Source organism: Nocardia abscessus NBRC 100374 (assembly GCF_000308455.1).
Classification (GTDB): domain Bacteria; phylum Actinomycetota; class Actinomycetes; order Mycobacteriales; family Mycobacteriaceae; genus Nocardia; species Nocardia abscessus.
Genome location: NZ_BAFP01000272.1, coordinates 37,305 through 60,191 on the forward strand (window position 1 = coordinate 37,305; position 22,887 = coordinate 60,191).

14 protein-coding genes are annotated in these 22,887 nt (G+C 68.6%); 13 read left to right on the top strand and 1 reads right to left on the bottom strand.

The genetic code is table 11. The annotated features are described in order from the left end of the window. The first annotated feature begins 162 nt into the window (after positions 1-162). From ON19_RS35725 to ON19_RS39540, 4 genes are all read left to right on the top strand, one after another. Positions 163-1,653: a glyceraldehyde-3-phosphate dehydrogenase gene (locus ON19_RS35725; protein ID WP_051169654.1), complete on the top strand. Its 1,491-nt coding sequence runs from the start codon at positions 163-165 to the stop codon at positions 1,651-1,653. Between the two features lie 90 nt (positions 1,654-1,743). Continuing rightward, positions 1,744-2,940 (top strand): hypothetical protein, encoded by a 1,197-nt coding sequence (locus ON19_RS35730; RefSeq protein WP_043703297.1) that lies wholly within the window; start codon positions 1,744-1,746, stop codon positions 2,938-2,940. Between the two features lie 244 nt (positions 2,941-3,184). Beyond that, a complete protein-coding gene (locus tag ON19_RS35735; RefSeq protein WP_043703299.1) occupies positions 3,185-4,708 on the top strand; it encodes a PucR family transcriptional regulator in 1,524 nt (507 codons plus the stop codon). A 356-nt stretch (positions 4,709-5,064) separates the two neighbouring features. Continuing rightward, a complete protein-coding gene (locus ON19_RS39540; protein ID WP_051169655.1) occupies positions 5,065-5,520 on the top strand; it encodes a TraR/DksA family transcriptional regulator in 456 nt (151 codons plus the stop codon). Between the two features lie 43 nt (positions 5,521-5,563). Here the strand turns inward: ON19_RS39540 and ON19_RS35745 are convergent, their stop codons facing one another. After that, positions 5,564-6,472 carry a LysR family transcriptional regulator gene (locus ON19_RS35745; RefSeq protein WP_043703473.1) on the bottom strand — a complete coding sequence of 303 codons (909 nt, stop codon included), beginning with the start codon at positions 6,470-6,472 and terminating at the stop codon, positions 5,564-5,566. A 115-nt stretch (positions 6,473-6,587) separates the two neighbouring features. Between ON19_RS35745 and ON19_RS35750 the strand changes: the two genes are divergently transcribed. The 9 genes from ON19_RS35750 (at position 6,588) to ON19_RS35790 (ending at position 22,887) form a co-directional block, all read left to right on the top strand. Further along, on the top strand, positions 6,588-7,577 hold the full coding sequence (locus ON19_RS35750; protein ID WP_043703476.1) for a YeiH family protein: 990 nt from the start codon (positions 6,588-6,590) through the stop codon (positions 7,575-7,577). An 836-nt stretch (positions 7,578-8,413) separates the two neighbouring features. Continuing rightward, positions 8,414-8,677: an acyl carrier protein gene (locus ON19_RS35755; protein WP_083899870.1), complete on the top strand. Its 264-nt coding sequence runs from the start codon at positions 8,414-8,416 to the stop codon at positions 8,675-8,677. Then, complete coding sequence (locus ON19_RS35760) at positions 8,674-14,604, top strand: aminotransferase class III-fold pyridoxal phosphate-dependent enzyme (RefSeq protein WP_157230023.1); 5,931 nt, start codon at positions 8,674-8,676, stop codon at positions 14,602-14,604. The genes ON19_RS35755 and ON19_RS35760 overlap by 4 nt, the downstream gene beginning before the upstream one ends. Further along, positions 14,601-15,455: a nucleoside/nucleotide kinase family protein gene (locus ON19_RS35765; RefSeq protein ID WP_157230024.1), complete on the top strand. Its 855-nt coding sequence runs from the start codon at positions 14,601-14,603 to the stop codon at positions 15,453-15,455. Before ON19_RS35760 ends, ON19_RS35765 begins: the two co-directional genes overlap by 4 nt. Further along, a complete protein-coding gene (locus tag ON19_RS35770; protein ID WP_051169656.1) occupies positions 15,452-15,706 on the top strand; it encodes an acyl carrier protein in 255 nt (84 codons plus the stop codon). The genes ON19_RS35765 and ON19_RS35770 overlap by 4 nt, the downstream gene beginning before the upstream one ends. Further along, positions 15,703-17,451, top strand: coding sequence for an AMP-binding protein (locus tag ON19_RS35775; RefSeq protein WP_051169657.1), 1,749 nt, complete (start codon positions 15,703-15,705; stop codon positions 17,449-17,451). The genes ON19_RS35770 and ON19_RS35775 overlap by 4 nt, the downstream gene beginning before the upstream one ends. After that, positions 17,448-18,854, top strand: a complete 1,407-nt coding sequence (locus ON19_RS35780; RefSeq protein WP_051169658.1) for a cytochrome P450 — start codon at positions 17,448-17,450, stop codon at positions 18,852-18,854. Before ON19_RS35775 ends, ON19_RS35780 begins: the two co-directional genes overlap by 4 nt. Beyond that, on the top strand, positions 18,851-21,598 hold the full coding sequence (locus ON19_RS35785; protein WP_043703314.1) for a PEP/pyruvate-binding domain-containing protein: 2,748 nt from the start codon (positions 18,851-18,853) through the stop codon (positions 21,596-21,598). Before ON19_RS35780 ends, ON19_RS35785 begins: the two co-directional genes overlap by 4 nt. Beyond that, the gene (locus ON19_RS35790) at positions 21,595-22,887 is read left to right on the top strand and encodes an aminotransferase class I/II-fold pyridoxal phosphate-dependent enzyme (RefSeq protein ID WP_051169659.1); all 1,293 of its coding nucleotides are present in this window, start codon (positions 21,595-21,597) and stop codon (positions 22,885-22,887) included. The genes ON19_RS35785 and ON19_RS35790 overlap by 4 nt, the downstream gene beginning before the upstream one ends.

The window sequence follows — 22,887 nt, forward strand, 5'->3', positions numbered from 1 at the left end:
TTGGGGCTCGAGTCAGCTCGTCGCGGCACCGCATGGTGGCCGAAGGTGCTCGATCGGCGTCACCACCTGGCGACCTCACCAGTGGGTATCCGGCCTCGGTGATATCGCGGCCCTCATTAGCATCGATACGGCGAATAAATCGAGGAAATCCGAGGATCTGCGTTGACTACCGAACAACTTGACCGCTGGAACGCCCAGGAAGCCGCCGCTGAGGCGATGATTCCCATCATCGGCACGTTGTATCGGGGGAAGGGTGTGACGATCCTGCTGCACAGCCGGTCGCTGGTCAACAAGTCGGTGATCAGCATCCTGCGGACGCACCGCTTCGCGAGGCAGATCGAGGGCGAAGAGTTGTCGGTGGACGAGACCCTTCCCTTCTTGCAAGTGCTCAGTGAGCTGGATCTGGGGCCTTGCAAGATCGATATCGGCCAGTTGGTCATGGCCTATCGCGCCGACGATCGAGGCCTGTCGATCCGCGAGTTCACCGCAGCGGTGCTGGCCGAGGTGACCAACGGCAACAAGGCTCAGTCACCGGGCCCCAGGGATGTCGTCCTCTACGGCTTCGGCCGCATCGGTCGTCTGGTCACCCGCCTGCTCATCGAGAAGGCCGGATCCGGCAACGGCCTGAGCCTGCGTGCCGTAGTGGTGCGTAAAGGCGGCGACGACGATCTGGCCAAGCGGGCGTCGTTGCTTCGCAGGGATTCGGTGCACGGCGCCTTCAACGGCACGATCAAGGTCGATACCGGCAATGACACGATCACCGCGAATGGGAACGTGATCAAGTTCATCTACAGCGATGATCCGACGACGATCGATTACACCGCGTATGGGATCAAGGACGCGATCCTGATCGATAACACCGGTAGGTGGCGTGATCGTGACGGGCTGTCGCAGCATCTGCGCCCCGGCATCGCGAAGGTCGTCCTCACCGCGCCCGGCAAGGGCGACGTTCCGAATATCGTGCACGGCGTCAACCACCGCAGCCTGGACCTCTCGCAGCAGATCTTCTCGTGCGCCTCCTGTACGACCAACGCCATCGTTCCGCCGCTCAAGGCCATGGACGACGAGTACGGCATCATCCGCGGGCACGTGGAGACGGTTCACTCGTTCACCAACGACCAGAACCTGCTCGACAACTATCACAAGGCGGACCGTCGCGGCCGGTCCGCGCCGTTCAATCTCGTGCTCACCGAAACGGGTGCCGCGTCCGCGGTCGCGAAGGCGATGCCGGACTTCAAGGCCAAGATCACCGGCAACTCGATTCGCGTACCCACCCCCGACGTCTCGGTCGCGATTCTGAACCTGCAGCTCGAGCGGGAGACGACGAAGAGCGATGTGCTCGCGTACCTGCGTCAGGTCTCGCTTGCCGGGCCGCTGAGCCGAAACCTCGATTACACCGCCGCCACGGACGTGGTCTCCAGCGATTTCATCGGATCGCGCGCGGCGTCGATCATCGATGCCAACGCCACGATCGTCGAGGGTGACACCGCGATTCTGTATGTCTGGTACGACAACGAATTCGGCTACTCGTGCCAGGTGGTGCGCACGGTGCAGTACATCTCGGGCATCGAGTATCCGACCTACCCGCAGGTCGGCGCGCCGCTGGACCGCACCGCCGACGCGCGCGTGCTGACGGCGACCGACGCGCGGTAACCTGCGCGGCCACAAGCAGCTACCTGGTCCCCGAGTTGTCGTAGCAGAGACATGCTGCCTCAGCAGTGGGGATCGTGTTGGATAGGCGTCGTGGATACCGTGGACTTCGCGCGCGTCGTGGCGGAATTCGGTCGCAGTTCCGCGCTGCTTGTCGAACCGGGCTCGTCGGCCGCAGCCCATGTGCCCCCGCGGTGGGCCGGGATCGCCGGCGGCGGCGATCCCCGTGCCCGGCGCGCCGCCGCAGTGGCCTTGTGGAACCTCGACATATTCGTCGACCTGTTGCCGCGATTCGGGGCTGTGCTGGAGGAATGCCTCGACGATGTGCGGGTCTGCCTGCTGCGTGGCGACTGGGTGCTGCTGTATGCGCTGCGAAAGCCGTTTCAGCCGCACGAGTTCCGTATCGGATGGGACGCCGAGACCTTCGGCGCCGACCCGCCGCCGTATTGGGATGCCCTGCCCGAGCCGCTGCGGGTGTTCCTCGGCACGGTGCACGCGGGGTTCACCGATCTGGATGGCATCTCCTTCGGCCCAACCCGGCCGCGGGACATGCAGACATATCGCGCGCTGAACTTGGACGAGCCCGTGCGCAATTGGGAAGCGGCCGAGGACATCCCGGGGGACCGGGCGATGCTCATCGCCAAGGGCTTGGGCGATACACGCTACTTCGTCTCGCCTGATCTGCCCCGCGGCACCATCGGCTGGGAGGCAGACGGCCATCTGGATCGGCCCCTGGACTTCGCCCAGACCTTCGACGAACTGATGAGCTATGGCTTCCAGCTCGAGCGCGATCACCAGCCCGAGGCCGCCGTACCCGTGAAATCGCCGACACCGCAAGAACTCCGGCAGCCGAGCACGTCCGTGCTGCGGGCAGCACGGGCGGTCGCATGGAACCGTGAACTCACCGAAGACATCGCGCGCGACCGTATCCGCGACCTCGTCGCCGATCTGCTCGACGCACTGGACGGTCAGATGCGCATCCACCCGCACGACGGTCCGGACGGCGAGACCATACTTCCGTTCGACGACGACGCGGGCAACATCTACCAGGTCGACCGGCTGGAGACCCGCTACTTCCTCGACCCACCGGCCCCGGACCGCGCAGACATCTATCCGCCCGTGATCGTCCGGATCTGGGAGCAGCACGGCTGGACAGTGACGCTCTCCACCGACGCCGAGGGCATCCTCGCGCACGCTCGTACCTCCGACTGGTACGAACTCACGCTGACCCACCGCGACGACACGTTGCACCTCTCTGTCGCATCACCCGGTTTCCACCGGCCGCACTGATCATCGCGGGGGTCGCGGGACGAGAGGCCGCCGCACGATGCCCGCGAATCGTGACCGTCACCGCCACGGCTGTCGCGGTGACGAGCGCGACCGCCGCGCCGGGTCGACCGGCTCGCGGAGCCCAGCCGGACACAATGCGCGAAAGTTGATCGGACGTGCGCGTACCGTTCGGTATGTGGCAACGGGGCCGGTCGTGTCGCGCGCCTGATCTCACTGCATCTTCGGTTCGACATCGGAGCGGCTCATGGTGACATTGGATCGATTGGCCAACGTACTGAGTGGCTATGGGATCCGCTTGCGATTGGGTTCGGTTCCCCGGTCGGCGCGATTGCGCAGCGTGGTGATCCACGGAGCTGCGCAGGACCCCACGGAAGTGGGCGATGTGCTGCTGGGGATCGGGGCCCGCTCGGTATCGGAGGCGGTGGACTGGGCGGTGTCGTCGCGGGCTGTCGTCGCGCTCATCCGTGGGGGCGAGAAGGCCGCGGACGAGCCGGAGACCGAGGGTGTGGCGGTGATGGTGATCGACCCTGCGATGGCCTGGAGCGAGGTGGCCGCGGTGGTCTACGGATTGGTGCTGGAAGGACGCGAGACCGAGGCCGGTCGCGGCCCGACCGATTTGTTCGCCCTGGCCGACAGTCTGGCCGACGCGGTCGAGGGTGCGGTGACGATCGAGGACCGCCGGTCTCGGGTGCTGGCGTATTCCAGGCCCCAGCAGCACCTCGACCCCGCACGCGTCGAGACGATACTGGGCCGGCAGACGCCGCCATGGTTGCGCGCGGTGTTCGATGCACGCGGTGTCTTCGCGCATTTGGCGGCATCGGAAGAGCCGTTGTTCGTTCCCGCGCAGGCAGAGCACGGTATGACGGGACGGATGGTCGTGGCCGTACGCGTAGGGCGGCACTTGCTGGGCTCGGTATGGGTGTCGTGCCCGGCACCGTTAGAGGGGGCTCGACGCATGGCCTTGGCCGACGGCGCGCGCACGGTGGCCCTGCATCTATTGCGGTCGCGGGCAAGCGCGGACCTGGAACGTCAGGTGGAATCCGACCTGGTGATCCGTTTGCTGGAGGGCGCTGCGGACGCGGCGACGGTGGCCAGCAGGTTGGGGTTGGCGCCGGAGAGCTTGCGGGTGATCGCGCTGCGGGCCCGGATCGCGGACGAGCGGCACGCGGCGCTGCTGTTGGTCTTCGAGCGAGCGACAACCGGATTCGGCTGGTCCCGTTCGAGCCGCAGCGCGTTGGTCGGTGACAGCATCTACACCGTGCTGCCCGCTGATCATGCGGCGACGGCACGTCGCTGGATAGACGAACTCCAAGCGGCACTGCCTGCGCATATGACGGTTTCGGCCGGTATCAGCGGTGTTGCCCGGGCCATCGAATTGGCATCGGCGCGCCAAGAGGCCGACGAATGCCTGGCGCTGCACGAGGCCCGCTCAGCCGGCGCTGCGCCCCCCGCGTATGACGAGTCGTGGGACGAAATCCTGCTACAACGGTTGCGCACCGCAGGACTTTCTGGACGCACCCCTGCCCGGGGGCCGGTGTCGGAGTTGCGACACCACGACCGCACGAACTCCACCCAGTATGCGGCGACGCTGCGGGCCTGGTTGCAGGAGCAAGGCGACCCTGTCCGGGCGGGTGCGCAGCTCGGCGTGCACGAGAACACCGTGCGTAACCGACTGCGCAAGATGGCAGAGGTGACCGATCTCGACTTGGATGACCCCCGCAAAAGGCTCGCCATGATGATCGAACTCGCCGTCACCGACAGCGCCTGACGCACCTGCGCTGTGCCATCGCCACTGGTCGGCATGTTCAGCCGCGGCGCCGTGTTGTGAATCATGCTCGCGCCCGACGATGCGCTCGCGCGCACGATCGTCTGGATCAGGCAGCTGAGCGCGGTGTGTGGGTGCTGTCGAACGGCCCCAGGTGTGGAGAAATCGGACAAGTGGCGCACCCGCGATTGTCGCGGTCGGACAAGCGCAGCCGTCCCGTGTAAACGATCCTGGCCTTGTCAGCGAATATCCGGATGGCGTGGAGGTGGTCGTACAAGGGGCCGCTGGCAGGGCGGCCCGTCCCTCCTCACTCGACCGCATCTCGAACCGCATTCGAACCACCAGCCCTGGAGAACAGGATGACCCACGCACACCCCGTCTCACGCGCACGCCTCACCGACCACCTACCCGCACTGCGAGCCGTACTGAACCAGCAACGCCGCTTCCGCCTGCAACAGCTGGCCGAACTCGAAGCCGAAATCGACGGCGCTGCCGCACCCATCGACCCGGCCGACACGGCCAGGCACGAGGTCACCATCACATTGGTCTCGGCCGCACGACAGGCGCTGGCCGACATCGATGAAACCCTCACGCTCATCACCACGGGCCGCTACGGCCGCTGCCGCGGCTGTCACACCGAGATCCCGATCCACTTACTGCAGACCATTCCCACTTCACAGTGGTGCCTGGATTGCCGACAGCATCTCCCTTCCCCCGGCGAATCCAGCCCGACGCGCGAACAGCTGCCTCGCGCAGCCTCCCGAACAGCCGCACGTGACCTGTCGGCGGAACCGGAATCCCTCGCATGCCGTTGATACGGCTGCCGGGCCATTGGGTCGAACCGCCGTACGGGCTACCTCAGCTGCCGCTCGCGGCACACCGGACCAGAACTTCCGCTGGTCCCGACGGGGGCGCTTGACGACGCCAGATGGCGCGAAAGTTTCGTGTGAGAACGACGGAGTCGGCCGTTCTCACTTCCGTGATGGTTCCGCTGTCCAGGTGGGGCGCCGCGATCAACCGGCTCAGCACCGCGGGTGCGACCCCTGCTCGGGCCGACGCGACGATGGCCGTCGCCGAGCCCAGTTCGGCGGCCGGGCGGGCGGGCTGACATTCCGCACCCAGGATCTCCCAGACCGCGTCGCGAGTCCCGGAACCCGGCTCGCGCCACAGCAGGGGAGTGGTGGCGAGTTCACGCAACGTCACCGGACGGCGGCGCCTGGCCCACGGATGGCCGGGCGCGACGACGACGACCAGTTCGTCCGCACCGAGCACCCGACTGCCCAGGCCGGGCGGCGGGTGCGGTCCCTCGACGAAACCGACGTCCGCTCGACCGTTACGGACCATTTCCTCGACATGCCTGGTGTTGTCCACCTCGAGGGACACGGCCACCTCCGGATACGATTCGCGGAGGACCTCGAGCCACTGCGGGATCCGATGATCAGCAAGGGTTTTCGACGCCGCGATGCGCAAGTGCGGAACCTGAGCGGCGTGCAGGGCGGCCACGCCCGCACCGAAGGCCCGCGCTGCGTCGAGCACGGCTTGCGCATACTCCACCACCGAGCGCCCCGCGTCGGTGAGCGCCGACCCGGTAGGGCCACGATCCAGCAGGCGCAGGCGCAGCCGCCGTTCCAGGGCGCTGATCCGCATGCTCGCCGCAGGCTGGCTGATGCCGTGCCTGCGTGCGGCCGCGCCGAGGCTGCCCAGCTCCGCCACGGAGACGAGCAGGTCGAGCACCGCCAGATCAGGTGTCCCAGGCGGCAACGTCATGGGCAGATTATGAACGGTGAACAGCCGCGGGCATCCCGCACCCATCACCGTGGCTTATGAGGTGCTGTCATCGCGACGGCTACCCAGCCCGCGTGCCGGTTGTAATCGTGTGGAGGTGACATTTCTTCGCAGGCACGGTCCCGGCCTCTCGGCAGCGGCCGTTCTCGCCACCGCCGCGACATTCGCGGGCACGGTGTGGCCCGTACTCGGCGTACCCGTGCTCGCGCTGGCCGGTGGTGCGATATTCGGCGTGTTCGCGCGCCGGGCCCGGGACGAACGGTTCGCTCCCGGCCTGGCCTCGGCTCAGCAGCGATTGCTGGGTGCCGCCATCGTCCTGCTCGGTCTCGGCCTGCCGGTCGGCGCGGTGGTCAGCGTGGGCCGGAGCACGATGATCGTGGTGGTCGGCACGCTGATCATCGGAGCAGTGGCCGCGCTCCTCGCCGGCAGGCTGCTGGCTCTGGACCGGGAGTCGGCCATCCTGGTAGCGGTGGGCACCACCATCTGCGGGGCCTCCGCGATCGCCGCCGCCACCGCCGTCATCAAGCCCGACCGCGAGCGTGTCGCCTACGCGCTCGGCACCATCTTCGTCTTCAATGTCGTTGCGGTGCTGGTCTATCCGCCGCTCGGCCACCTGCTCGGCATGTCCCAGGAGGCGTTCGGCCTGTGGGCGGGCACCGCCATCAACGACACGTCCTCGGTGCTCGCCGCCGGGGTGGCCTTCGGTTCCGGCGCGGCGCAATTCGCCGTCGTCGTCAAGCTGGTACGCAGCCTGGCGATCATCCCGATGTGCGTCGGGCTGCATCTGGGAGCGCGCCACAACGCGGGCGCCGCCGCGCCCCTGTGGCGCAGCATCCCACTTTTCGTCGTGCTGTTCCTCGCCGCGTCGGCCCTCGCCGCCACCGGCGTCGTCCCACCGTCATGGTCGCCACCCCTGAGTCATCTCAGTGCCTGGCTCATCGCCGCAGTCCTGGCCGCTATCGGAACCACCCTCACGTCGCAGCGTCTACGCACGGCGGGGTACCGCCCCCTGCTCTTCGGCGGCATTCTCGCGTTCGCCCTCGGAGCGTCCAGCCTGGCGTTGCAATTCGCCACCGGCTGGCGATAGCGGTGCGCCGATTGCCCGCAGAGTGGCGATGCGCCGGGGTTGGCGAAGCCGCCCGGCTCTTCGCTGGAGTACCGAAGTTCTGGAGCCTGTCGGCAGGCTCTGTGAATCCTCCCGACCAACGCCGGTGCCAACTGTGGCCAGTCACAGCATTTCCGCATACTACCGACAGGTAATGAGAGGCGTCACACGCTTCCGCGGGTCCAGGAGTTAGCTGGTCTCCAGATGGGCGAAACGTCCCGGCGTGCACGGCACAAACCGCGTTACGTGACTTCATATTCTTGCCGCGATACGGTAGGGGTGATCCAAGCTATAAATACCGATGGGTTGGTATTTATTTTAGCCTGTCCGCCGACTGAACGCCGCGTGAACAGCGGAGTTTCCGAAAATGGGCAAATTATTGTGTCGCGCGGTGACAGTTGATGCGATTACCTACGGAAAGCCTGCTGTCAAATCGTCTGGGACAGCGCGTTTCCTGTCGCGGTTCTCGTGGTGTTCGGCTTTGTTTCCGGAAACATAGTCGAGAAAATTAGCCGAAGAATTGCCTTCCCATGAAACATGCTGTTGTGCAGAGCGTTTCGGATTGCAGCTCACATAGTGCGGGTGTACAGATGTGGGAACGCGTGGCGGTGTCGCAGTATCCGGCACGTGGAAGGCGGGACAGCGAGATTCGGCTGCCCCGTTCGCGGATATCGGAGGGTAAGTGATCGCGGACTCGGCAGGCCGAGAAACCTGCACTGAACTGTGTAGATCCGGTTCGAAACGGTGGTATGAACCTCGATCGGCACATATGTCCCGTGCGTGCAGAAATGGTCGCCGCGCGGTTGAGGAGGCGCTGAATGAATGAATCCGATGCTGTGATACAACGGGTGCACGCGATATTCTCGCGTGGTCTGCGCACGGTCGAAATAGATCCCGATACACCCTTGCTCGATTATGGCTTGGACTCGGTGCGGTCGGTGGAGTTGGTGGTCGAGCTCGAGCGGGAGTTCGAAATCGCGATCTCCGACGAGGAGGCGGCGGCGCTGCACACCGCGCGCGAAGTGATCGCGTGTGTGACAGCGAAGACGGCCCGCGGCGCGCGGGCCGGGGCGCGAGCGTGACCGCGCGTACCGGGCGGCAGGAACAGATGCCGCCCACCGAATCGGACGCCTTCGGCGATTTCGCCGAGTACAACCGGCCTGGCCTGGCGCGATTGCTACGGGCCTGCCACCTGGACGTGGTCTATACCGCCGCGGAGGGTGACTATCTCGTCCGCGCGGACGGCACCCGGGTTCTGGATCTGGTCGGCGGCTTCGGCGCCGCACTGTTCGGGCACAACCATCCGGCGCTGGTGCGGGCTGCGACGGCGACGCTGAACCAGCAGGTGCCATTCGTGGCGCAGGGCAGTGTCCGGCCCGGTGTCGCGCGGTTGGCGCGGCGGCTGTCCGAGTCGGTCGGCGTGGGCACCGGCCGAGAGTATGTGGTGACCTTCGGCTCCACCGGGGCCGACGCGGTCGAGGCGGCGATACGGCACGCCGCGGTCGCGCACGCACGCGCCCTTTCCGAGTTGGACGCCGAGATGCGGCGGACGCTGCGTCGGCTCCGGCGCGACCGCCTGCACGACGTGCGCCCGACCGCGCCCACCGGAGACCCGGAGATGCGGACCGCCGCGGCGGTGCTCACCGAGTCGCTGGACCGAATAGCGCGGCTCCGCGAGCGCGGGCCGGTATTCGTCTCTCTCGCGGGCGCGTTCCACGGAAAGAGCGTTGGCGCCTTCGCGCTCACCGAACACGCCGATACACCGACCGACTTCGTTGTACCGGGCCCGGAGCGGCGCCGGCTCGCTACTTGGGCGCCGGACGAGGTGGCCGGCGCGTTCGCGGACGAGCTGTGCACGGTGGGCGTCATCGGCTTCGGTGCCGACGGTGCGCCCGTACGCACCTGGCGGCGTCTGTCGCCCGTCGCGGCGGTGTTCGCCGAGCCCGTACAGGGTGAAGGTGGCGTGCGTGAAGTTCCCGCCGAAACCCTGCTGGCCCTGCGCGAACTCGCGGATCGGCACACGGCGGCGCTGGTCTTCGACGAGATCCAATGCGGCATGGGCCGAACCGGCACGTTCCTGGCGTCGGCGCCGTCCGGTGTGCGCGCGGACTACTACCTGATGTCGAAATCGCTCGGCGGCGGGCTGGTCAAGATCGCCGCGCTGCTGGTGGACCGCACGCACGCCGTCGCCGACTTCGGTCGCTACCACACCTCCACCTTCGCCGACGACGAATTGTCGGCCACGGTCGCGGATGCCACGCTGAACTTGTTGCGCGACAACCAGATCCGGATAAGCGATGCGGGAGCCCGGCTACGGTCGCAGCTGGACGAGGTGGCCCGCCGCTGGCCGCGAGAGATCGTCGCGGTGCGTGGGCGCGGGCTTCTCCAGGGCGTGCAGCTGCGGGCGCCGGAGCCGGAATCAGCGCTGCTGCGCGAGATCTGCGCGCCCGACATGTTCGGCTACGTGGTAGCCGGATACCTGCTGCACCGGCACGCGATCCGCATGTTGCCCACCCTCTCCGCGCCTACGACGCTGCGGGTCCAGCCCTCGGCCTTTGTCACCGAAGCCGCCATCGGGCGGCTGACGGAAGCGTTGGACGACGTCGCCGCACTGTTGCACCGCGGCCGCTACGACCGGCTACTGGCACACCTGGCAGCCCCGGTCACCACGAAGACCACTGCGCCGGACCGCGCTCCGCTGCCGCGGCGGGCCGACACCCCACCGGCGCGGGACCCACGCGCGCCGCTGCGGGTGGCGTTCCTGGCGAACCTGCCCGAGACCGCGGATCTACGCCGGTTGGCCCCCGCACTGGAGAGCTGGACCGACTCGGAATTCGCCGCTCTGTTCGAACGTCTGCGCGCCGTGGCCGACCCGTTCGAGCTGACCAGGCAGACGGTCTGCTCACCGACCGGCGCCGAAGTCGAGATGCTGTTGCTCGCACTGCCGCTGACGGCCGAGCAGATCGTGGCGCACCAGCGTGCCGGCGAGCGGACCTATCTGCGCGAACTGGTGTGGCACGCGGTGGAACAGGCGGTCGCGGCCGGCGCCACGGTGATCGGTCTGGGCGGTTACACGTCGATCGTCACCGATGCCGCTCGCGAGGTGGCCGAAGACACCGTCACGGTCACTTCCGGCAATTCGCTCACCGCGGCCTGCGCCTACGAGCTGCTCAGCGCCGAACTGACCGCACTCCCGCCGGGACAGCGGCGGGTCGGCGTCCTCGGCGCACTCGGCAATATCGGCGCGGTCATGGCCGAACTGCTCGCCCCGCTCGCCGACTCGCTGGTCCTGGTGGGCAGGTCCGGTGCCGGGGCGCGCCTGCGCCGAGTGGCCGCCGGACTGCCCGGCGAGGTCGTCGTGAGCGAGGATCTGGCCGACCTGCGGGACTGCCGGGTCGTGGTGGCCGCCACCAACTCGGCGGAGCCGCTGATCACCGCACGGCATCTCGCCGCCGATCACCCGGTGCTGATCTGCGATCTGGCCGTACCGGGGGACGTGGATCCGGCGGTCGCCGAGCATCCGCACCTCACCCTGCTCGACGGCGGCCGCATGGCGCTGCCGCTGGGCCAGACCCCTCCCTTCCCCGAAACCGGGTTGCCCGCGGGAATCGTGTACGCGTGCATGGCCGAGACGCTGTTGCTCGGCTTCGAGCCGCGCACCGCGAGCCCGTCCTACGGAGCGCTCACCGTGGCCGGCGTCCGCTCGGCGCGGAGTCTGGCCGCTCGCCACGACGTACGCCCGGTTCTGCTTCCGACAGGAGCCACCACCGTGATCACTCCCGCCACCGCGTCCGCCTCGATGTTCCTGGGCGCGGCCGACTTCTCCCCGGCGCGGGCGGGCGGCAAAGCCGCCACCCTGCACGAACTACTGGCCGACGGCTTCGCGGTCCCACCCGGATTCGTCGTGCCCGCCGACCTGGACTTGGACGGCGTCTCCGACGACGAGCTGTCCGGCTGGGTGCGGGCCATCGGCGGGTTCCCGGTAGCCGTACGCTCCAGCGGAGTCCTCGAGGATCTCGACGACGCCAGTTTCGCGGGCCAGTACGAGTCCTATCTGGACATCGCCGACCCGGTCGCACTGCGGACGCACATCGAGCGATGCCGCGCGTCGGTTCGGAACGAGCGCGTACGGGCGTATCTGTCCCGGCGTGGAATGGCCGACGCGGATGCGACGGTGGCCGTCCTGGTGCAGCGCATGGTCGAGGCGCGCTGCGCCGGTGTCGGTTTCAGCATCGATGTGCTCACCGGCGTCGAGGAGCACGCCGTGCTGGAGACCTGCCACGGCGTGGGGGAGCGCCTGGTCTCCGGGCAGGTCACACCGACTCGCTACACACTGCGTCTGTCCGACGGCGGCGTGGTGACGCGCGAGGCGGGCGACGAGGACGTCCAGCTCACGGCCGCCGACACCACAGCGCTGGCGGCGCTGCTGCTCGCGGTGCAGGCCCGCCGGCATCGGCCGCAGGACATCGAATGGGCGATCGACGGCGACGGCGCGTTGTGGTTGCTGCAGTCCCGTGCGGTGACCGCGATCAGCTGGCGTACCGACATCGACCAGTTCTCCGACGCGGACCTGCGGGACGGCGGCGTCTCGGCCCGGGTGTGCACGCCGATGATGTTCTCGCTGTACGACAACGCCTTCCAGTACTCGATGCAGCGTTTCTTCGAAGGGCTCGGCCTGGCCGGGCCGGGCGAGGAGCCGGACTGGATGGCCATGTACTACGGCCGGGCCTACTGGAACGTGAGCGCGGTGAAGAAATGCTTCCAGCGCATCCCGGGTTTCGACGAGCAGCACTTCGACGACGACCTCGGCGTCCTCAACGAATACGGCCCCGACGGGCCGATCCGCACGCCGAACACGCCGTTGACCATCGCCCGCGCGCTGCCCGTCGCGCTGGCGGTGCAGCGCAGCTATCGCGAACAGCTCGCCGCCGTCGACAGTTTCGCCGCGAGCTGGCCCGCCAAGTACGAGGCATGGCAGGAGCGGGTGCGCGCGCTACCGCATACCGACGAGGCGACCTTCGCCGCCGACCTCGCCGACTGCCTGCTCACGCTGCACGCCGCCACCGAGCGCACCTACTTCACGACGATCTATCACAACTCCAGCGTGCAGACCGATTTCAAACAGCTGCTGGACAAGGTCGACGCAGCCACCGGCGCGACCAGCTCCGCCATCGACCTGATGGGTGGTCTCGCCGAGATCAGCCACATGGCGCTGCAACGCGGCATCGTCGAATTGCACCGGGTAGCAAAGGAATCCGGGCTGGACGGTCCGGCGTGGAACGACGCGCTCGCGGCTTTCCTCGCCGAGCAAGGTTTCCACGCCGACGCCGAACTCGACCTCACCTGCCCACGCTGGTCGGAGGACCCGCAGCGGGTGCGATCGATGATCGCGGTGATGGTCGAGCACGGCACCGCGCCTGCCGACCCCGCGGCCACGCTGGTGGAGCAGCGCAAACGCTACGAGTCCGAACTGGCCGCGGTCCGCGCCCGGGTCCGTGCCCGGCCGACCACCCGGGTGCGGTACGCCAAGGCGCTGGACAAGCAGATCGAGCGGATGCGACGGTATCTCGTCGCCCGCGAGCGGATGCGCGAGTTCTCCTCGCAGTGCTACGCCGTCGTGCGCGCCTACGTGGTGGAAGCGGGCACCCGTTTGGCCGCCGCGGGTGCGCTGGAACGTGCCGACGACGCGTTCCAGCTGACCATCCACGAGCTGACCGATGTGGTCGCGGGCCGGGTTGACGCCGCTGACCTCGCCTCCGTGCTCGCCTATCGCCGGGCCATGTACGCCGGATACCGCGATCTGACGCCACCGCACGAACTCGGTGGCGGCGTGACCGTCGCGGCGGTGCGCGCCGTCGCCGACGGTGACCTGACCGGCCTCGGGTGCAGTCCCGGCGTTGCCGAGGGAACGGCCCGGGTGATCACCGCGCTTTCCGACATCGACCAATTGCGCGAGGGTGACATCCTCGTCACGCGCTTCACCGACCCGGGTTGGACTCCCGCGTTGGGTTTGGTTGCCGGTGTGGTCACCGAGGTGGGTGGCATGCTGTCGCACGCCGCCGTGATCGGGCGCGAGTACGGCATCCCCGCCGTGCTGAATGTGGCGGGTGCGACGACCGCCGTGAAATCGGGTCAGCGCATCCGGATCGACGGCAGCGCGGGAGTGGTGCGGATCCTGGACGCCGGCCTCGTCGCGGGTCCCGCGACGGACCACCCCGCCCCGGCCGAGTCGGTCGCCGACCAGCCGCGTCCGGACATCGCCGCGCGCGCCGAGCCGGAAGCGGCCTCGCCGCCGGTTCGCGTGATCCGGGAAACCGTCACGACCTCATCAGATCTTGCCGCAGCACCCCGCGTCCCGCGCGGTACGGGAAAGGACACGACACTGACCGCACGTAAACGTCTCATCTGCCTCGCGGGTGGTGACGGCTCAGGCAAAACCACCCAGGTGGCCAGGATCGCCGCCGAATTCGAGGCGCAGGGACACAGCGTCGCCGCGGTGACGATCTGGGACGCGTTCCTCGACCCGAAGATCTCCTCGAAACTGCCCTGGCGCAATCCCGCCGAGATCTACGGCTACCTCCAGCTGCTGACCCCGCTCAGCCGCGCGCACTTCCTGTTCCACGCCATGCAGCTGTCACTGGATCTGGCCGCCGAACGCGGCGCGGACATCTTGCTCGCCAACGCGTACTGGTACAAGTACTACGCCACCGAAGTCGCCCACGGCGGCGATCCGGTCGTACTGCGCAGCTTGGCGGCGGGATTCCCGGAACCCGACCGCACTTTCTACCTCGCCGTGCGGCCGCAGGACGCGCTGGGCCGCAAACGGTTGCGCAGCGACTACGAGAGCGGCTACGGCGACGAGGAGTCGTTCCTGGCCTTCCAGCAGCGCAGCCACGAGGCGCTCGACGCGTTGTCGGACGAGTTCGGATGGATCCGGCTCGACGGCACCGCGGCGCAGGCCGAGATCACCGCGGCCGTGCTCACCCAGCTGCGCGAGGACGACCGATGAGCGGGCACACCCGCCGGGTGGCGCTGGTCGGCATCGACGGGGCGGGCAAGTCCTCGGTGCTGGCCGCGCTCCGCGCGCTGGCGGAGGAATCCGAGGGCGGCGGGTTCGCCTCGATGACCTGTCCCGACTTCCACGACACCGGCAACGTTCCGCTCACCGATCTGTCCCGGCAGCTCAGGGCATTCAGCGTCGGCTGTGACGAGATCGGCGACGTGGCGATGAAGGCCACCGCGATGTACCTGCAGATGACCCTGTTCGGGCCGGTGGAACAGCACTTTCTGCGCACCTGGTCACCGGATGTGCTGGTGTGCGAACGGCATCCGCTGATCGAACTGCTCGTCTACGGTCCGCTGTACGTGGCGCTGGCGGGCACCGACGGGCGCTGCCGCGAGCGGCAGGACGAGATCGCCGCGGTACTGGAGCGCCACCGGCCCGGCACTTTCGCCGACATCCTGGCGTGGCAGCACGCCCAGGCCGCACGGCTGGGCAGCTCGCCGGACCCGTGGCTGCTGCTGTCGGAGATCGCGGAGCTGGTGAGTCGCGACATCGCGGGCGCGGTGTCCGGGTTCGCCGAACGGTTCCGCACCACGCTGCCGGATGCCGTGCTGTGGCTGGACGCCCCGCCCGAGCAGGCCGCGGCGCGCTGTGTGCAGCGGTCGGGCCACGGACCCGTCGAGGCCCATGAGACCGCCGAGCGGCTGACCGCCCTGCGCGCAGGCTACGAACAGGTGCGCGAGACCCTCGCGAGCGCGTTTCCGCAGGTGGGATTCCACCGCATCGACACTGGCGACGACGTCGACCTCGAGGAATCGGTGCGCGCCTGCGTGACGGAAGGGAAGTTGCTCGGATGAGCACACGTGACGACATCGGCTCGGCCGATCTGGAGGCGCGGGTCCGCGCGATCGTCGGGGAGGTGCTGTGGGTGCCTGCGGCCGACCTGGACCCGGTGGTGCCGCTGATCGACTACGGACTCGACTCGCCGACCGCCATCGAACTCACCATTCAGCTGGAACAAGCCTTCTCCGTGAGCATCCCGGAGGACGTCGCCGTCCGGCTGACCACGGTCGCCACGATCGTGCGCTACGTGAAGGACCGGACATGACCACACCATCCGGGGAACTGCGCCCCGAACACCCGAGCATCGTGCACGCGCTGCTCTCGGCCGCCGAGCGAGGTACGGCGGCGGCATCGACGATCATCCTCGCCGAGCGTGCCACGGCGCACCACGACGACGAGATTCATTGGCGGCACGATGATCTCTTGACCGTCGCGAGCCGCGCGGCGGCGGGTCTGGCCGCCGGCGGCGTACGCCGGGGCGACCGGGTACTGCTGTGCCTGCCCACCTCGGCGGAGTTCGTCACGGCATTCTTCGGCGCACTGCTGCTCGGTGCGGTGCCCACCGCGATCGCCACCCCGGGTGGCTTCGGGGCCGCGGAGATCTTCCTGGACCGATTCGAGCGGCTGCTGGCCTATCTGGAGCCGACGGCCGTGGTGAGTACCTCAGCGGTGGCCACCACGCTGCCGCTGCCCGCGTCGGTAGCGGCGATCGACGCCTCGTCGTTGCACGCGCTGGCTCGCACACCGGACGCGCCCGCGCTCGCGCCCCACCTGCCCGCACCGGACGACCTCGCGTTCATCCAAGCCACCTCCGGCTCGACCGGTACGCCGAAGGGGGTTCAGATCACCCACGCGAATCTGGCCGCCAATTGCGAACAGATCGCCCGCGCCGCCGCGATCGGCCCCGGCGACACCTGGGTCGGCTGGCTGCCGCTGCACCACGACATGGGCCTGATCGGCGGATTCCTCACACCGCTGTTCCGCGGCATCGACGCGGTACTGATCCCGCCGAACCGATTCCTGCGCCACCCGGCGGACTGGCTGCGCGCGGTCACCCGGCATCGCGGAACCCTCACAGCCGCACCGAACTTCGCCTACGGCTACGCCGCCGCGCGGATCGCCGACAGCGAACTCGACGGAGTGGATCTGTCCGCATGGCGCTTCCTGTTCTGCGGCGCCGAACCGATCCACCCGCCCACCGTGCGGCGGTTCGTCGACCGGTTCGGCGCTTGGGGACTTCCCACAGACGCGCTCGTGCCGTGCTACGGGCTGGCCGAGGCGTCGCTCGCGGTGACCGTGTCCGATCCCCGCGCGCCGATCGCGTTCGACTCGGTCTCCCGTCGCGGACTCGCCGAAGACGGTGTAGCAGTGGACGTTCCGGCCGGTGACCGCGATGCGCTCGACATCGTCGACTGTGGTGCGCCCGTGGTGGGCACCGAGGTCCGCGTGGTGGACGAGCACGGTTCACCGCGCGGCGCGGATCTGATCGGCCACGTGCAATTCCGTGGACCGTCCACCACACCGGGCTACTTCCGGCTGCCCGAAGCCACGGCCGCCACCCGCGTGGACGGCTGGTGGGACACCGGCGACATCGGCTACCTGCGGGATGGACGATTGCGGATCACCGGGCGACGCAAGGACCTGATCATCATCCGCGGCGCGAACTACCTGCCCACCGACTTCGAGATAGCCGCCGAGCAGGTGCCGGGCGTGCGACCGGGTGGCGTGGTCGCGGTGGGGCGAACCGATGCCGGGAGCGGATCGGAAGAGCTGCACCTGATCGTCGAATCCGCCGAGGCGCCGGCCGGGCACGGCGCGCTGGCCCGCGCGGTGCGCGCCGCGGTGAGCAAACGCACCGGAGTGCTGGCCGCGGGTGTGCGGATCGTCGCGCCACGCAGCATTCCCAAAACCACCAGTGGCAAGGTCCAGCGCGCCGCGGCGCGGACCCTGCTGAACGACGATGCGGACGAGTTGGTCGGCGCCGTGCGCGGGGGAGGCGGGGCGCGATGACAACGCCGCCGAGAACCGGTGATCGCCGCCTCGACGGGCCGGCCCTCCGACACCCACTGGGCGCCTACGCCCGCTATCGGGCCGACCCGCTCAGCCTGTTCTACGAGTCCGCGCTCGGCTACGGCAGCGTCCGGCTGCGGCTGGCGCACCAGCACGTACACCTGCTGGTCGAGCCCGAGCACATCGAACAGGTGCTGGTCACCCACGCGGCGCGCTACGAGAAAGGAATCAGCTACCGAAGCCTGAACCATTTGCTCGGCCCCGGCCTGCTGACCAGCGGCGGCGAGCTGTGGAAACGGCAGCGCGCCCTGATCAAGCCGGTCTTCGCGCGCCGTCACGTGGAGACCGAGATCCCGCTCATGGTCGAATGCGGGCAACGGTTGCGGACCCGCCTGGACGCGCGGGCCGACGACGGCGCGGTCTTCGACCTGGTGCCCGAGTTGATGGGGTTCGCCGCCGACGTCGTGTGCCGCGCGGTACTCGGAGCAGACCTCGACGGTGTGCTCCCGCAGATCGAAGACGATGTGCGTCAGGGTGTTTCGTGGGTCATGCGGCATATGGCCGCTCCGGTCCAGCTGCCGCCTCGGCTCCCGACGCCGGGTAACCGGCGCCTGCGGGCGGTGCGGCAACGGTTGCACCGAGTGGTGGACGAGGTGATCGGGCGGCACCGGCAGACCGACGACGCCCACTCCCTGCTCGCCCGGTTGCTCGCCGCCCGCGACGACGCCGGGCACGCGATGGACGACGAGCAACTGCGGCACGAGGTGCTGACCTTCCTGCTCGCCGGTCACGAGACCACCGGAGGGGCACTGGCCTGGACGATCTACGAACTGGGCCGCAACCCGGCGGTGCTCGAGCGGGTCCGCGCGGAGATCGACGCGCTGCCGCACGCGCCGGACGATCCGGACGCCGTGCGGGCCGCGCTGCCCCGATTGGAGTACACCGGCCGCGCGATCGATGAGGCGATGCGCCTGCATCCTCCGGCGTGGGCGTTCAGTCGCACCGCACTCGAGCCGGACCGATTCGACCGGTTCGACCTGCGGCCCGGCGCGATCGTGGTGATCAGCCCGTTCGTCAACCATCGGCTGCCGCGGTTCTGGGATTCGCCGTTGACCTTCGATCCCGACCGGTTCACGAAAGAGCGGAACCGGGCACGCCCGCCGTTCCGGTATTTCCCCTTCGGCTGGGGCGCGCATCTGTGCGTCGGCCAGCAGATGGCGCTCATCGAGATCCGGGTAGGTCTCGCGATGCTGCTGTCGCGCTACGACATCGAACTGGTGAACGGGATGCGGGTGCGTGAGCGCCCCGAGATCTCCAGCACCCCCGACCCGGTGCTGATCCGGTTGACCCGGCGCGAGCGCGCCGTCCCGGCGACCCGGGCCAGACAGGAGGCAGCACGATGACCAGTACCACCTCCGGCGCGATACAGCGCGCCGAAGCCCTCGCGGCGGACCCGGCGGCCGCCGCGTATGCGGGCGCCAAGGCCGCCAACCTCGCCAGGCTGCGGGCTGCCGGGCACCATGTGCCGCCGTTCGTCGTGCTGGGCACCGACACCTGCGCACGGCTACTGGCCCCGTCCGCCGCTGCCGTCGCCGACTTGCTGGCTGGGCTCGACCCCCACGATCCGGCCGCACTGCGGTCCGTCTCGACCCGGATTCGTGCCCTCGTCGAAGGACAACCGTTGCCCGGGGACATCGCGGCCCAACTCGACACCGCGGTCGCCGAACTGTCCAGCGCCGGACCAGCCGCCGCGGCCGACGTGCGATTCGCCGTGCGCTCGTCGGTGCGCGGCGAGGACTCGGCCACCGACTCCTTCGCCGGACAGCTCGACACCGTGCTCAACGTCCCGGCGGCCGGTCTGCCCGCCGCGATCGGAACGGTGCTCGCCTCCGCATGGTCGGAACGGGCCCTGTTCTACCGAGCGCGCCGCGGTCTCGACGACACGCCGGTCGCCTGCGCCGTCGTGGTGCAGGTACTGCTCGACAGCGCCGTCTCCGGGGTGGTGTTCAGCTGCAATCCGCAGACCGGAGACCCGTCCGAAGCGGTCGTAGCGGCCGCGCTCGGACTGGGCGAGGGCGTGGTGGCGGGCACGGTGGACTGCGACACCTACTTCGTCGATCGTGCCACCGGCGCCATCACCTCTCGGATCGTCGCCGAGAAGCGCAGCCGCGTGGTGCCCTCGCGTACCGGTCCGAGGACCACCGTCGAAGAACTCGCCGTCCCGGTGACCGACGCGGCACTCTCCGACCCGAGAATTCGCGAGTTGGCGCAGGTAGCAGGGGAACTCGCCGACCACTTCGGCGCGCCGCAGGACATCGAGTTCGCCTACACGGCCGACGGGCGGTTGCACCTGTTGCAGGCCAGACCGGTCACGGCGACCGGTGCGCGCGAAACCGTCTTCGACAATGTCAATGTCGCCGAATCGTATCCGGGACTGTCGAGTCCGCTGACCTTCTCCGTGCTACGGGCCGCCTACGAGCGGGTCTTCCGCGCCTGTCATCGGGATTTCGGAGCCACCGCGCGGATCGTGGACCGCAACGCCGCCGATCTGTATCCGTATCTGGTCGCCACCGCACGCGGCCGCATCTACTACAACATCAGCAACTGGTACCGGCTGTTTCTCGAGATACCCGGCATGGACTTCGCCATCGAAGGGTGGGAGGCGGCGCTCAATATCGAGAACCGATACCAGCGGCCGCCCCCACCGGCCCGTGGCATCGCCCGGCTACGCGCGACCGCACGTCGGTTGCGGGTGTTCGCGATCATTCTGCTCGGCTGGCTGCGTCTGCCCCGGCGGTTGCGCGCGTTCTTCACCGCGCTGGCGGCGGCGACCGCCGACCTCGAGCGCAGACTGGACAAGGACACACCGGAGCGCGAGCGCGACGCACACGCATTGCTGGCCTGGACGGAACGCTTCTTCGACGAGCTCGTGCCCGCGTATTCGGTGCAGATCTTCAACGACTTCCTCGCTCAGCAGATGTTCCATGTGGTCGGACTGCAGTTGCGACGAGCCGGCTCGGCCGAGGACGCCGCGCTCACCCTGCGCAACGAGTTGTTCTGCGGCGAGGACGGTGTGGACAGCGTCGATCCGGTGCGTTCTGCACTGGCACTGACCGCGCAAGTGCGCGCCGACTCGGCATTGCGTGCGCTGTTCGACGGCCCGGCCACCGCATCCGAGGTGTGGACGGCGTTGTCGGAAGATCGGTTCGCGAACTTCCACGCGGCTTGCCTGCGCCACATCAGGGAGTTCGGCGACCGCACCGTGGACGAACTCAAGCTGGAGACCGATCCACTGGGCGAGCATCCCGAACGACTGGTGCCCATGCTGCGCAACTATCTGCGCGGTGGACAGAACGCCGACGACATGATCGCGCGCGAGCAAGCGATCCGCCGCGCCGCCGAGCGCGAGGCGGACAACCTGTTCGCAGGTAAACGTCTGCAGCGCTGGATGTTTCGCTTCGCCCTCCGTCTCGCCCGCGAACACGTGAAGCAGCGGGAGAACATGCGGCTGGGCCGAAGCCGCTCCTTCGGCCTGGTCAAGCGGGTGTTCCGGGAGTACGGCAGGCGACTGCACACCGACGGCCTGCTGAGCGATCCGCGCGATATCTTCTGGCTCACCTACGAGGAGATCGCGGCCCTCACCCGCGGAACGGCGGTGGACACCGACACCACCCGTATCGTCGCCGTGCGGAAGGCCGATTACGAGCGCTGGCGCGCCCAACGACTGCCCTCCCGCATCGTCACGACCGGGATCGCCGCGGCGGGAATTGCGGATGTCACGCTGGAGGAACCGGGCGAGAGTGTCGCCGCCGGAGCGCGAGTACTGCACGGAATCGGTTGTGCCCCCGGTCGCGTCGAGGCGCCCGCGCTGGTTCTGCGCAGCCCGGACCCGGACGTCGCGATCGACGGACAGATCCTGGTCGCCTCGACCACCGACCCGGGCTGGGTGTTCCTAATGGTCGCCGCGGGCGGCCTGGTCAGCGAACGGGGCAGCCTCCTTTCCCACACCGCCATCATCGGACGCGAACTCGGTATCCCCACGGTCGTCGGCGTTCCGGGGGTCACCGGCCTGATCGAAAACGGTGACGTACTGGTACTGGACGGCCGCGCCGGAACCGTGACGCTCGGGCAGGAGCAACGACGATGACCGCACCCGATCTGGCCCACGGCGAGAACTTCAGCCTGGAGCACTACCTCGACCCCGCCGCGCACACGTTCGAACAGCGTTTCGCGGAATTCCGGCTGTATGCCCAGCACGCTCGCGGCAGCGGTTTCGTGTTGCGGGAAGTGGCCGGACCGTCCGGCGCGGTCGTGCCGGTGCGCGATCCGGCGACCGGCGCGACCGACGAGCTGATCATGCTCGGGTCCAACAACTATCTCGGCCTCGGCAACGAACCATCCATCGTCGAGGCGGCCATCGCCGCGATCCGCGAATACGGTGTGGGACACGGCGGCCCGCCCTTGCTCAACGGCACCACCACCTTGCACCGGCGGCTGGAGGAACGGCTGGCCGAGCTGAAGGGCTGCGAGGACGCCATGGTCTTCTCCTCGGGCTATGCCGCCAATGTCGGCTGGGTGACCGGTCTGCTGCGCAAAGGCGATGTGCTGCTCTACGACGAGCAGAACCATGCCAGCCTCTACGACGGCATCCAGCTCGGTCGCGTGCGCTCGATGGCCTTCGCGCACAACGACCTGCGACACCTGCGCCACCGGCTGATGCAGATCCGCTGGCGCAATCCGGGTGCGAATGTCGTGGTAGCCGTCGAGGGCGTGTACTCGATGGACGGCGACATCGCGCCGCTGGCCGAGATCCGCGCGCTGTGCGACGCGTTCGGCGCGTGGCTGGCAGTGGACGACGCGCACGGCACCGGAGTGCTCGGCGCGCACGGACACGGCACCGCCGAGCACTTCGGGCTCGGCCCGGGAGCGGTGGAACTGACCATGGGCACGTTCTCGAAGGTCTTCGCCGGCACCGGCGGTTTCGTCGCCGGATCCCGAGACCTGGTGGACACCCTGCGCTTCTTCGCCCGCTCCTACATGTTCTCCGCCGCGCTCGCACCCTCGGTGGTCGCGGCGGTGCTGGCGGGAATCGACTTCCTCGCCGCGCATCCCGAGCGGGTGGCGCGACTGCACGACAACGTCGGATATTTCGTGCGCGGTCTGCGTGCCATGGGCTTCGCCGTCGACCCGCAGACCGCGATCATCCCGCTCCTCGTGCCGCAGCGTCTCGCCGTCGCCGATGTGGTCGCCGCCCTGCACCGAGAAGGCGTGTTCGTCAACGGCGTCGAGTTCCCGGCCGTGCCCCGCGACCAGCAGCGCCTGCGCATCAGCATGATGGCCACCCTCACCCGCGACCACCTCGACCACGCTCTGGACCGTATCGACGTCGTCGCCCGCCGCTTCGGCTTCCATCCCGAACAGGAAGGGATCGCTTGA

Excerpts from the sequence above, each read along its gene's own strand:
- ON19_RS35735 (WP_043703299.1), top strand. The coding sequence starts at position 3,185 with ATGGTGACATTGGATCGATTGGCCAACGTACTGAGTGGCTATGGGATC.
- ON19_RS35765 (WP_157230024.1), top strand. The coding sequence starts at position 14,601 with ATGAGCGGGCACACCCGCCGGGTGGCGCTGGTCGGCATCGACGGGGCG.
- ON19_RS35745 (WP_043703473.1), bottom strand. The coding sequence starts at position 6,472 with ATGACGTTGCCGCCTGGGACACCTGATCTGGCGGTGCTCGACCTGCTC.
- ON19_RS35780 (WP_051169658.1), top strand. The coding sequence starts at position 17,448 with ATGACAACGCCGCCGAGAACCGGTGATCGCCGCCTCGACGGGCCGGCC.
- ON19_RS35775 (WP_051169657.1), top strand. The coding sequence starts at position 15,703 with ATGACCACACCATCCGGGGAACTGCGCCCCGAACACCCGAGCATCGTG.
- ON19_RS35755 (WP_083899870.1), top strand. The coding sequence starts at position 8,414 with ATGAATGAATCCGATGCTGTGATACAACGGGTGCACGCGATATTCTCG.
- ON19_RS39540 (WP_051169655.1), top strand. The coding sequence starts at position 5,065 with ATGACCCACGCACACCCCGTCTCACGCGCACGCCTCACCGACCACCTA.
- ON19_RS35770 (WP_051169656.1), top strand. The coding sequence starts at position 15,452 with ATGAGCACACGTGACGACATCGGCTCGGCCGATCTGGAGGCGCGGGTC.
- ON19_RS35785 (WP_043703314.1), top strand. The coding sequence starts at position 18,851 with ATGACCAGTACCACCTCCGGCGCGATACAGCGCGCCGAAGCCCTCGCG.
- ON19_RS35790 (WP_051169659.1), top strand. The coding sequence starts at position 21,595 with ATGACCGCACCCGATCTGGCCCACGGCGAGAACTTCAGCCTGGAGCAC.